Raw genomic sequence first — 10,870 nt, forward strand, 5'->3', positions numbered from 1 at the left:
CGGCGTCACACGGCCGGTGGATGTGCGCCCCGGGGCTCGGCAGGGTCGGGGGCGGGACCTTCGTCGTCCTGCGCCAGGAACTCGACGATCGCGAGGGCGAAGAGCAGGGCGAGCGCGAGTCCGAGGACGACCCAGCCGGTGGGGAACGACCACAGCAGGTACGCCAGCACGGCGGCGGCCACCAGTACCCAGGTGATCCATGTCCGGTAGCGGCGTACCCAGGGGCCGACGGGCCCGGTGCGCAGACCCGCGCGGTTCGCGGTGGTGCGGGTCGCCGTGATTCCGGACGTCCACAGCCCGCGTGCGAGGCCGGCGTACCGCCCGGGGCCGGAGAGCCAGGCGGCGAGCGCGACCACCACACCGAGTGCCACGACGTTGCGGACGGCGGTGCGCAGGAAACGGATCAGCGTGTCGTACACGGTTTCGGCGGCCGGCTGCGACACGCCCTGGGGCAGGGAGTCCAGGTAGACCACGCGGAAGACGGTCAGTGCCACGCCGAGCAGCAGTGTCGCGAACGCGACGCCCAGGGCGGCGGCGACCAGGGCCTTGCGGCGGTGGGCGCAGAGCAGGACTCCCGCCGCGATGAAGACGATGCCGACGATCGGCAGCCACGTGGCCGCGAGTTCGAGAAGCCGGAAGCCGGTCTTGACCTTGCCGATGTCCTCCGACTGGAAGACGGTGAAGCTGGTGTGGATCTCGGGGATCTTCTGCGCGATCGTCAGCCCGTCGCCCACCAGCCGCTGCTTCACCTGGTCGATCACGGGGGCGAGGTCGATCTGCACGGCGTCGTCGGTGAGTTCGATGGCGCCTCCGCCGCTGCCGGTGAGTGCCTTGTCGACCGCGGCATGGATCATGCGGTTCGCGTCGGTCCAGATGGTCTTGAACGCGTTGGACGCCACGATGTCCTGCGTCCTGGCCTGGACGAAGCTGCGGACGGCGTTCTCCAGGGCGCCTCCGAGCCCGCCGATCAGCTGGTCCAGCCTGGGCCGGTCGGCCGGCGCGACCTCCTCCAACAGCTTGGTCAGGTCGATGTGTTCCATCACGACGTTGGTGACGCGGGCCGAGACCGCGGCCTGGACGTCCTTGTCGGAGGCGAGCGGCGCGACGGTCTGGACGTACCGGTCGGTGTCGCCGATCTCGCTGTGGGTCCATCGGGCGACGACGCTCAGGGGTGCGAGCAGGCAACCGATGACGATGAGCAGCGCGGCCAGGGTCGAGCGCAGCCGGTGCCGGGGGGCGCGTGGCGCCGGCTTCTGCGCTTCCAGTGCCGCGATGCGTGCCCTCAGCTGCTCCAGTTCACGTCCCTCGGAGCCGGTGGTTCCGTCCGGCATGCCGCTCTCCTCCGCTGTCGGGCAGGCTGACAACAGCAGAACCCGGTGAAGAGGGGCGCGCGAACGGTGGTGGGCCGGTCAGGTGAGGACGGGTGCGAACGGGCGCCCGGGCACCGAGGGCGGGGATGTGGCGGTCCTTCGGACCGCGGACGTCCAGGCCGGCCGACGAGGGCCGGCCTGGACAGTCCTGACCGGAACGACCGTGACGACCGTGAATGACCGGATGATCGGTCGGAGCGGTCGCGGTGGTCCCAGTGAACGCGGTGGTCGCGGTGGTCGCGGTGGTCAGACGAGGTCGAACCGGTCGAGGTCCATCACCTTGCTCCACGCCGCGACGAAGTCGTTCACGAACTTCTTCTTGGCGTCGTCGCTCGCGTACACCTCCGCGAGTGCGCGCAGCTCGGAGTTCGACCCGAAGACGAGGTCGGCCCGGGTGCCGGTCCACTTGACCTCGCCCGTGGCGGTGTCGCGGCCCTCGAACGTGTTCGCGTCGCCGGACGTCGCCGTCCACGTCGTACCCAGGTCGAGCAGGTTGACGAAGAAGTCGTTGGTCAGCGACCCGGGCGTCGTGGTGAGGACGCCGTGCGGCGACTGCTGGTGGTTCGCGCCCAGGACACGCAGGCCGCCGACGAGGACCGTCAGCTCGGGGGCGCTCAGGGTCAGCAGGTTCGCCCGGTCGATGAGCAGGTACTCGGCCGGCAGCCGGTTGCCCTTCCCGAGGTAGTTGCGGAATCCGTCGGCGGTGGGCTCCAGCGCGGCGAACGACTCCACGTCGGTCTGCTCCTGCGACGCGTCGGCGCGGCCCGGCGTGAAGGGGACCTCGACGTCGAAACCGGCGTCCTTGGCCGCCTTCTCGACGCCCGCGGCGCCGGCGAGCACGATCACGTCGGCCAGCGAGACCTGCTTGCCGCCGGTCCGGGCGGCGTTGAAGGACTGCTGGATCCCCTCCAGGGCGCGCAGCACCGTCGCCAGCTCGTCGGGGTCGTTGACGTCCCATCCGCTCTGCGGCTGGAGGCGGACGCGCGCACCGTTGGCGCCGCCGCGCTTGTCGCTGCCGCGGAAGGTCGAGGCCGAGGCCCACGCGGTCGACACCAGCTGGGACACCGACAGGCCCTGGCCGAGGATCTGGTCCTTGAGGGAGGCGATGTCGGCGGCGTCGACGAGGTCGTGCGTCACCTCGGGGAGCGGGTCCTGCCACAGCAGTGTCTCGGCCGGGACCTCCGGGCCGAGGTAGCGCACGATCGGGCCCATGTCGCGGTGGGTCAGCTTGTACCAGGCGCGGGCGAAGGCGTCCGCGAACTCGTCGGGGTGCTCGAGGAAACGCCGCGAGATCTGCTCGTAGGCCGGGTCGAACCGGAGCGAGAGGTCGGTCGTCAGCATCGTCGGCGCGTGGCTCTTCGACGGGTCGTGGGCGTCGGGGACGCTGCCGGCTCCCGCCCCGTCCTTCGGCCGCCACTGGTTGGCGCCGGCGGGGCTCTTGAACAGCTCCCACTCGTAGCCGAAGAGGATCTCCAGGAAGGTGTTGTCCCAGGTGATCGGCGTGTTCGTCCAGATGCCCTCGAGACCGCTGGTGATCGCGTCGCCGCCCTTGCCCGTGCCGTGGCTGTTCCGCCAGCCGAAGCCCTGCTCCTCGATGGGGGCGGCCTCGGGGTCGGGGCCCACAGCGTCCGCCGGGCCCGCGCCATGGGTCTTTCCGAAGGTGTGGCCGCCCGCGATCAGGGCGACGGTCTCCTCGTCGTTCATCGCCATCCGGCGGAAGGTCTCCCGGATGTCGCGGGCCGCGGCGAGTGGGTCCGGGTTGCCGTTCGGGCCCTCCGGGTTGACGTAGATGAGGCCCATCTGGACCGCGCCGAGAGGGTTCTCCAGCTCGCGGTCGCCGCTGTAGCGCTCGTCGCCGAGCCAGGTGGTCTCGGGACCCCAGTAGACGTCCTCCTCGGGCTCCCACACATCCTCACGACCGCCGGCGAAGCCGAAAGTCTCGAAGCCCATCGACTCCAGGGCGACGTTGCCGGAGAGGATCATGAGGTCGGCCCACGACAGCGCCTGGCCGTACTTCTTCTTGACCGGCCACAGCAGGCGGCGGGCCTTGTCGAGGTTCCCGTTGTCGGGCCAGCTGTTGAGGGGGGCGAAGCGCTGCTGACCGGCCCCGGCCCCGCCGCGGCCGTCGCTGATCCGGTAGGTGCCCGCGCTGTGCCAGGCCATCCGGATGATGAACGGGCCGTAGTGGCCGAAGTCGGCGGGCCACCAGTCCTGCGAGGTCGTCAGCACCTCCGCGATGTCCCGCTTCACGGCCGGGAGGTCGAGGGCGGTGAACGCCGCGGCGTAGTCGAAGTCCTCGCCCAGCGGGTTGGCCACGGCGGGGTTCTTGGCGAGGATCTTCACATTGAGGCGATCCGACCACCACTGGCGGTTTCCGCCGCCCTGGGTCGGGTGCGGGGCGCGCCCGTGCGCGACCGGGCAGCCACCTCCGCCCTCCGACTTGGCGTCCGTGACGATTGCATCGGGGTTCTCGGCCATGGGAATCCTTCCGGGCTGACGGATCATGGTGCTCAGAGATTGCCGGCGGTGGAGCAGGGCGGTGGAACGGTCGGAGCACGGGCCCCGCTCGGAGGGTCAGGCGGCCTGCGGGTCCCGCACCCCGTCATGCCTCGTTCTCCTGCCGCATCGGAGGCTTCTGCTCCCTTGGCTATCGCCGGATCCGATCCTACGATGGACAGAGTCCAGGTCAAGAAGCTCGCCGAATCCATATGTCATCGGATCCCGGACATCGATCAGTAAACTTCGGGTATCCCACCGAGCCTGAACAGGTGAACCGACATGAGTGACCTGCTGCAGCGACTGCGAGAGCGTGGCTGGCGGGTGACCTCCCAGCGGCGTGTCGTCGCGGAGGTCCTCGACGGCGACCACGTGCATCTCACGGCCGACGAGGTGCACGCCCGCGCGGCCCTGCGGCTGCCGGAGATCTCCCGGGCGACCGTCTACAACACCCTGGGCGAACTGGTCTCCCTCGGCGAGGTCATGGAGGTCTCCACCGACGGCCGCGCCAAGCGCTACGACCCCAACGCACACCATCCGCACCAGCACTTGGTGTGCTCCGGCTGCGGCACCATCCGCGACGTCCACCCGACCGGCGACCCGCTGACCGGCCTCCCGCCGGAAGCACGCTTCGGCTTCACCGTGTCCGAGGTCCAGGTCGTCTACCGCGGACTGTGCCCCTCCTGCGCCTAGGGCCTGTCCGGATCCCTGATCGAGGGTCAGCACCCCTGGAGTCAGGGCCCGCACACCGGATGTCAGTGGTGCTTGGCATCATGGCGATCATGAGTCACAACATCGCGTACTCCACCGCGGACAAGGCCGACGTCCTGGCCTTTCTGGGCAGCAAGGGAAACCTGACGACGGATCAGCTGCGCCGCCACGCGAACATGCGCAAGCTCGCACAGGCGCACCAGGACGACCTCGATCACCAGGGGCTCGACTGGGGCCTGTCCATACCCGAGGCGCTCGATCAGCTCATCGACGGGCGGACCGATTCGGACTCGCGCTGTGCGGGGAACGCCTACCACACCGCGTTGCAGATCATCATCGACCGCAACGCGTCCGACCCGTCCCATCTCGGCACCTACTCGAAGCCCTCGACGTTCTTCGGCCTGGTGGACGACGAGATGCGCCGTCTCGGCGTGCCCGCCGACCTCCTGCCGCACGGCTACCTCTACGGCGGGCCGCCCGACGACTTCCCGTACATCCCCCACTCGTTGGACGGCTACCCGGCCATCGGCCACTTGCCGCTGGCCAGGACCAAGCCCGCCGCTGACGCCTACCGCGCCGTCCTCGACCGGATGGACCCGGACTTCCGGTACGACGTTCAGGAACTCATCACCAAACTCGACTTCGAGCACGGCGAGTGGGAGTACGCCACGAAGCATGTCGGCTGGTACACCCAGGACACGCTCTTCTTCAAGCTCACCTGACCCACCGCCACCCGGGCTGCCGGGACGCGGGGGGATCCCTTCACGGCCGGCTCCGGACCGGGCCGAGGACGATCACTGTCCCCGCGATGCCCGCTCAGCGGCCGGCGGCGTCGCTGGGGGCGGCGGCGGTCAGGCGCCGGGCGACGAGTGAGGCGTGGATCTCGCCGGCCCGGACCGCGGTGTGGGAGAGCAGGGTGGAGGTGATGCCGTGGGTGTGCTCGGTGCCTCCCTGCAGATAGATGTCGGAGACGACGTTCGGGGTGGTCAGGACACGGTGGTCCCGGCCGACGAGGAGGGCGTCCTCTTCGTCGCGCAGACAGAGCTTGCCGACCTCGCCGAGGCGCTCGCCCATGTCCTGGGGCCGGTAGCCGGTCGCGTGGACGAGCAGGTCGGCGGTGAGGACGTCCCGTTCGCCGGTCGGCAGGTACTCGACGGTGACGTCCAGCCGGTCCCCCCGGTGCCCGACCTCACGGATGCGGGAGACGTTCAGCATGCGCAGCCGCTGCGTGCCCTGGACCTTCTCCTGGTACATGGTGCGGGAGAGGGCCTCGATCAACTCCATGTCCACCACGGAGTAGTTGGTACCGCGGTGGTAGTCGAAGAGCGACTGCTTCACGTCGCGCGGGGCGTGGTAGTAGATGTCGACGGCTTCGGGGTCGAAGATGCGGTTGGCGAACGGGCTGTCGTCGGCCGGGGTGTAGCCGTACTTGGCGAAGACGGAGCAGATCTCGGCCCCGGGGAAGCTGCGGTGCAGATAGTCGACTGCTTCGGCCGCGCTCTGGCCGGCGCCGAGGACCACGGCCCGGCGCACCCGGGTTCCGTTGCCGAGCAGTTCGGCGACCCTCGGGATCAATTCGCTGGTGTGCCAGACGCGGTCGGAGAGCACGGTGCCGTGCGGAAGGTGGGGCTCCATGCCGGTGGCCACGCAGAGGTTGCGGGCGCGGCGGACGATCAGCCGCCCGGGGTGTTCGGGGTCCCGGCTGTGGACGTCGAACCAGCACACCTCACCGTCCCGCGTCACCGGTTTCACGGCGACGACCTCGGCGGAGTACTGCACGAGTCCCTCGACGCGGGCGGCGGCCCATTCGAAGTAGTCGTGGAACTCGATGCGCAGGGGGAACAGGGTCTTCTGGTTGAGGAAGTCCACCAGCCTGCCCCGCTCCCGCAGATAGCAGAGGAAGCTGAAGTCGCTGGTCGGATCGCGCATGGTGACCAGGTCCTTGAGGAAGGAGACCTGCATCGTCGCGTCGTCGATGAGCATGCCCCGGTGCCAGCCGAACCGTGGCTGCTTCTCGAGGAACCCCGCCACGAGCCGGTCACCGTCGGGGACTTGCGCGTTGTGCTCCTGAATGGCTATGGCCAGGGCCAGATTTGACGGCCCGAAGCCGATACCAAGGACGTCGTAGATGCTGCCGGGCCCACTCTGCAGTGTCTTCACCGCGTCATCGCCTCCCTAAGCAGGCACATGTTAGATAAGGTTAGCCTTACCTTGCAATGTCTGAGGAGGGTTCCATGCGGGTCGTCATGTTCGGCTACCAGACCTGGGGTCATCGCACGCTGCAGGCTCTGCTGGACTCCGAGCACGAAGTCGTGTCCGTCGTCACCCACCCGAAGAGCGACCACGCCTACGAGAAGATCTGGGACGACTCGGTGGCCGATCTCGCCGAGAAGCACGGAGTGCCGGTGCTGCTGCGCAACCGGCCGGGTGACGACGAACTCCTGCGTGTGCTGCGGGATGTGGCGCCCGACATCATCGTGGCGAACAACTGGCGGACCTGGCTGCCTCCGGAGATCTTCGATCTGCCGCCGCACGGCACCCTCAACGTCCACGACTCGCTGCTCCCGTCGTACGCGGGCTTCTCCCCCCTGATCTGGGCGCTGATCAACGGCGAGAAGGAGGTCGGTGTCACGGCCCACCGCATGGACGCCGACCTGGACATGGGCGACATCGTGCTGCAGCGCTCCGTCCCCGTCGGGCCCCGGGACACCGCGACCGACCTCTTCCACCGGACGGTCGACCTCATCGGCCCGATCGTGGTCGACGCCCTGGAACGGATCGAGTCCGGTACGGCGGTCTGGACGCCGCAGGACCGCAGCCGGGCCAGCTTCTTCCACAAGCGGTCGATCGAGGACAGCAGGATCGACTGGACCTGGCCGGCGGAGGATCTGGAGCGCTTCGTCCGCGCCCAGTCCGACCCGTACCCCAACGCCTTCACCCATCACCGCGGAGAGCGCATACGGATCGTCTCCGCAGCCGTCTCACAGGGCCGTTACGGCGGCACACCGGGCCGGATCTTCATCCGCGAGGGCGACGGGGTCGTCATCGTCGCCGGAACGGACGCGAGGTCGGGCCGCCGCCACGGCCTGGTGGTCGAGAAGGTGCGCACCGAGGACGGCGAGGAGCACGCCGCGACGGACTACTTCCGCACCATGGGCGGGTACTTGACGCCCCGCCCCTGAGCCCTCCGAGCCCCCTGAGCCCCTCGGGGCCGGTCGCGGTCAGCCCGCCGTCCCGGTGGCCGCGACCGGTTCCGAGGCATCGTCGTGATGCCGTCCGATGGGGATGATCATCGGTGTGCCGCTGACCGGGTCCTTGGCGACCTGACAGCGGAGGCCGAAGACCTCCTCCACCGTCCGTGCCGTGATGACGTCCCCCGGGCCGCCCTGCGCGACGATCCTGCCGGACTTCATCGCGATGACGTGATCGGCGTACCGGCAAGCCTGGTTGAGGTCGTGCAGCACCATCACGACCGTGCGGTTCTCGTGCCGGTTGAGATCGGTGATGAGGTCGAGGACGTCGATCTGATGGGCCAGGTCGAGATAGGTCGTCGGCTCGTCCAGCAGCAGGACCGGAGTCTCCTGGGCCACGGCCATGGCGATCCAGGCCCGTTGCCGCTGGCCGCCGGAGAGTTCGTCGACGGCGCGGTGGGCGAGGTCCGTCATGGCCGTGGCGCGCAGCGCCTCGTGGACCGCCTGTTCGTCGGAGGTGGACCACTGCCGCCACCAGGTCTGGTGCGGCGAACGGCCCCGGCCGACGAGGTCGATGACGGTCAGGCCCTCGGGCGCGACCGGTGACTGCGGCAGGATGCCGAGGCGCCGGGCCAGTTCACGGGTCGGGATGGACTGCACCGAGCGGCCGTCGAGCCGTACGGTGCCGGCGCGCGGCGCCAGCAGCCGGGCCAGGGCCCTCAGCAGCGTCGACTTGCCACATGCGTTGGCGCCGACGATCGCGGTGATCCGGCCCGGTGGTATGGCCACGTCGAGGCCGTCGACGACCACTCGGCTGTCGTAGGCGAGCCGCAGTCCCTCGGCGCGCAGATCGGGCCCGGCCCCGTCGAGGACGGCGGGGCCGAGGGGGCCGGCCGGGTGGACCGCGTTGGTGGTGTCCGATGACATGTGTTCACCCTCCTGAGCCGGCGCGGTTGGCGCGGACGAGCAGCCAGAGCAGGACCGGAGCGCCGAGCACTCCGGTGACGATTCCGACGGGAAGCTCCGTACCGGAGATCAGTTTCCGTGCGATCAGGTCGGCGACGAGCACGATCAGCGCTCCGGTGAGCCCCGAGGCGACGGGCGGCGGCCAGGCGGTGCGGGCGAGTCGTTGCGCGATCTGCGGCGCGGCGAGCGCCACGAACGCGACCGGGCCGGCCGCCGCGGTGCCGAAGGCGACCAGTCCGACACCGGTCAGCAGCACGGCCAGCCGGACCGGCTGGACGGCCGTCCCGAGGCCCCTGGCGACGTCGTCGCCGAGTTGCAGGGTGCGCAGCCGGCGGCCGAGCAGCAGCGAGGCGGGCACCAGCACGGCCATGGCCGCGGCGAGCGGGCCGACCTGGTCCCAGCCGCGGCCGTTGAGATTGCCGACGAGCCAGCCGAGGGCGGCCTGGGCCTGGAACTGCCCGCCCCTGGCCATGAGGTAGTCCGTGATGCTGGTGCAGATCCAGGCGACGCCGATGCCGACGAGGACGATCCGGTAGCCCGTCGTCCCGCGTTTCCAGGCCAGCGCGTACACCAGCAGCGCGGCGGCGAGCGCGCCGAGCAGGCCGAGGGTCTGGGTGCTGAGTCCCGCGTCCTGGCCGAGCACGATCCCGGCGACGACGGCGGCGCCCGCACCCTGCGTGATGCCGATCATGTCGGGGCTGGCCAGCGGATTGAGCGTCATCGTCTGGAACAGCGCACCAGAGATGCCGAAGGCGATCCCGACGAGCAGTGCGGCCGTTGCGCGGGGCAGCCGCAACTCCTCGACGATGAGGACGGTTCCGGGATCGCCCGTGCCCACGACGGCCTGCATCACCTCCGTCACGGTGAACGGGATGTCGCCGAAGGTCATGCCGAAGCAGAACGCCAGGAAGCCGGCGGCGGCGAGGACGAGGGACACCACGACCAGCCGGGGTCGCAGCACACCGGAGACGGGCGGGACGGACAGCCGGAACGTGATCCGCCCAGGGGTCCGCGCGGACGTCCGCCCGGGGGCGGGGCCCGATGCGGGGCCGGACGATTCGGCAGGCAGCAGATCGGTCATGCTCACAGCTCCGCGAGTCGTCGGCGGCGGACCATCGCGATGAAGAACGGGCCGCCGATGAAGGCGACGAGGATGCCGGCCTGGATCTCCACCGGGCGGGCGAGGAGCCGTCCGACGATGTCCGCGGCCAGCAGCAGACTCGGGGCGAGCACGGCGGAGAGCGGCAGCAACCAGCGGTGGTCCGGGCCGACTCCGGCGTACTGGGCGAGGATCCGGGCGAGATGAGGGACGACCAGGCCGACGAAGACCACGGGGCCGATGACGGCGACGGCTCCGCCAGTGAGCAGGGTGACCGCGAGGACGCCCTGGACGCGGACCAGGCCGGTGCGCAGACCCAGTGAGGCGGCCACGTCGTCGCCGAGGGCCAGGCTGTTGAGGGCGGGCGCACAGGCGAGGGCGAGCACGGCGCCGACGGCGAGGAACGGCAGGACCTGGCCGAGGACGTGGTCGCTCTGGCCGGCGAGCGAGCCGGCGGACCAGAAGCGGTAGCGGTTCAGCGCGTCCGGGTCGGTCAGGGCGACGGCGCTCGTCAGCGAGAACAGCAGGGAGGTGACGGCGACTCCGGCGAGCGCGAGCTTGACCGGCGTCGTACCGGAGCGGCCCAGTCCGCCGAGCAGATAGACGAGCACGCTCGCGGCGAACGCTCCGGCGAAGGCGAACCAGATGTAGCTGTAGACCGAGCCGAGCCCGAGGACACCGACGGCGAACACGATGGCGAAGGCCGCCCCAGCGGTGACGCCCAGCACACCGGGGTCGGCCAGTGGATTGCGGGTGAGCGCCTGCATGAGCGATCCGGACAGTCCGAGCGCCGCGCCCGCGGCCAGCCCGAGCACGGTCCGCGGGATACGCACGGACCAGATGACGTTCTCGATCCGGGTGCTCGGCGCATGGCCGAAGAGCGTGTCCCACACCTGGGTGAGGGGCACGCTCAGAGCTCCGGAGACCATGGACAGGACGCACAGGGCGAGAAGGGCGGCGCCCGGCAGGCCCACGAGGAGCACCGCGCGTGGGCGTCGCGCCCGGATCACCGAGCTCTCCACGTCAACTTCCTTAGG

9 protein-coding genes are annotated in these 10,870 nt (G+C 70.2%); 3 read left to right on the plus strand and 6 right to left on the minus strand.

Translation table 11 applies throughout. The annotated features are described in order from the left end of the window. Positions 1-5: 5 nt before the first annotated feature. Both ACIQMR_RS16340 and katG read right to left on the minus strand, forming a co-directional pair. A complete protein-coding gene (locus ACIQMR_RS16340) occupies positions 6-1,331 on the minus strand; it encodes a hypothetical protein (RefSeq protein ID WP_401386801.1) in 1,326 nt (441 codons plus the stop codon). Between the two features lie 285 nt (positions 1,332-1,616). Then, positions 1,617-3,848, minus strand: coding sequence for a catalase/peroxidase HPI (gene katG, locus ACIQMR_RS16345; protein WP_401386804.1), 2,232 nt, complete (start codon positions 3,846-3,848; stop codon positions 1,617-1,619). Positions 3,849-4,148: 300 nt separating this feature from the next. Here katG and ACIQMR_RS16350 point away from each other — a divergent pair, with 300 nt between their 5' ends. Next, on the plus strand, positions 4,149-4,559 hold the full coding sequence (locus tag ACIQMR_RS16350; protein ID WP_401386807.1) for a Fur family transcriptional regulator: 411 nt from the start codon (positions 4,149-4,151) through the stop codon (positions 4,557-4,559). A gap of 89 nt (positions 4,560-4,648) precedes the next feature. Continuing rightward, on the plus strand, positions 4,649-5,299 hold the full coding sequence (locus tag ACIQMR_RS16355; RefSeq protein ID WP_401386810.1) for a hypothetical protein: 651 nt from the start codon (positions 4,649-4,651) through the stop codon (positions 5,297-5,299). 94 nt (positions 5,300-5,393) lie between these two features. On the opposite strand, the gene ACIQMR_RS16360 is transcribed toward ACIQMR_RS16355, so the two are convergent. Further along, positions 5,394-6,737: a lysine N(6)-hydroxylase/L-ornithine N(5)-oxygenase family protein gene (locus tag ACIQMR_RS16360; RefSeq protein ID WP_401386813.1), complete on the minus strand. Its 1,344-nt coding sequence runs from the start codon at positions 6,735-6,737 to the stop codon at positions 5,394-5,396. Positions 6,738-6,811: 74 nt separating this feature from the next. Here ACIQMR_RS16360 and ACIQMR_RS16365 point away from each other — a divergent pair, with 74 nt between their 5' ends. Beyond that, entirely contained in the window at positions 6,812-7,759 is a 948-nt protein-coding gene (locus tag ACIQMR_RS16365; RefSeq protein WP_401386816.1) for a methionyl-tRNA formyltransferase, read from the plus strand. 39 nt (positions 7,760-7,798) lie between these two features. On the opposite strand, the gene ACIQMR_RS16370 is transcribed toward ACIQMR_RS16365, so the two are convergent. The 3 genes from ACIQMR_RS16370 to ACIQMR_RS16380 are packed head-to-tail and all read right to left on the minus strand — an operon-like array spanning position 7,799 to position 10,855. Further along, on the minus strand, positions 7,799-8,695 hold the full coding sequence (locus tag ACIQMR_RS16370) for an ABC transporter ATP-binding protein (RefSeq protein ID WP_401386819.1): 897 nt from the start codon (positions 8,693-8,695) through the stop codon (positions 7,799-7,801). Between the two features lie 4 nt (positions 8,696-8,699). Beyond that, complete coding sequence (locus tag ACIQMR_RS16375) at positions 8,700-9,815, minus strand: FecCD family ABC transporter permease (protein WP_401386822.1); 1,116 nt, start codon at positions 9,813-9,815, stop codon at positions 8,700-8,702. Between the two features lie 2 nt (positions 9,816-9,817). Beyond that, positions 9,818-10,855: a FecCD family ABC transporter permease gene (locus tag ACIQMR_RS16380; RefSeq protein ID WP_401386825.1), complete on the minus strand. Its 1,038-nt coding sequence runs from the start codon at positions 10,853-10,855 to the stop codon at positions 9,818-9,820. Between the last annotated feature and the right edge of the window lie 15 nt (positions 10,856-10,870).

Origin of the sequence: Streptomyces sp. NPDC091376 (assembly GCF_044757085.1) — a bacterium.
Lineage (GTDB): Bacteria > Actinomycetota > Actinomycetes > Streptomycetales > Streptomycetaceae > Streptomyces > Streptomyces pratisoli.

What these genes read in the sequence shown, in the direction of transcription:
- ACIQMR_RS16370 (WP_401386819.1), bottom strand. Translation starts at nt 8,695, where the DNA reads ATGTCATCGGACACCACCAACGCGGTCCACCCGGCCGGCCCCCTCGGC.
- ACIQMR_RS16375 (WP_401386822.1), bottom strand. Translation starts at nt 9,815, where the DNA reads ATGACCGATCTGCTGCCTGCCGAATCGTCCGGCCCCGCATCGGGCCCC.
- ACIQMR_RS16365 (WP_401386816.1), top strand. Translation starts at nt 6,812, where the DNA reads ATGCGGGTCGTCATGTTCGGCTACCAGACCTGGGGTCATCGCACGCTG.
- ACIQMR_RS16340 (WP_401386801.1), bottom strand. Translation starts at nt 1,331, where the DNA reads ATGCCGGACGGAACCACCGGCTCCGAGGGACGTGAACTGGAGCAGCTG.
- ACIQMR_RS16355 (WP_401386810.1), top strand. Translation starts at nt 4,649, where the DNA reads ATGAGTCACAACATCGCGTACTCCACCGCGGACAAGGCCGACGTCCTG.
- ACIQMR_RS16350 (WP_401386807.1), top strand. Translation starts at nt 4,149, where the DNA reads ATGAGTGACCTGCTGCAGCGACTGCGAGAGCGTGGCTGGCGGGTGACC.
- katG (WP_401386804.1), bottom strand. Translation starts at nt 3,848, where the DNA reads ATGGCCGAGAACCCCGATGCAATCGTCACGGACGCCAAGTCGGAGGGC.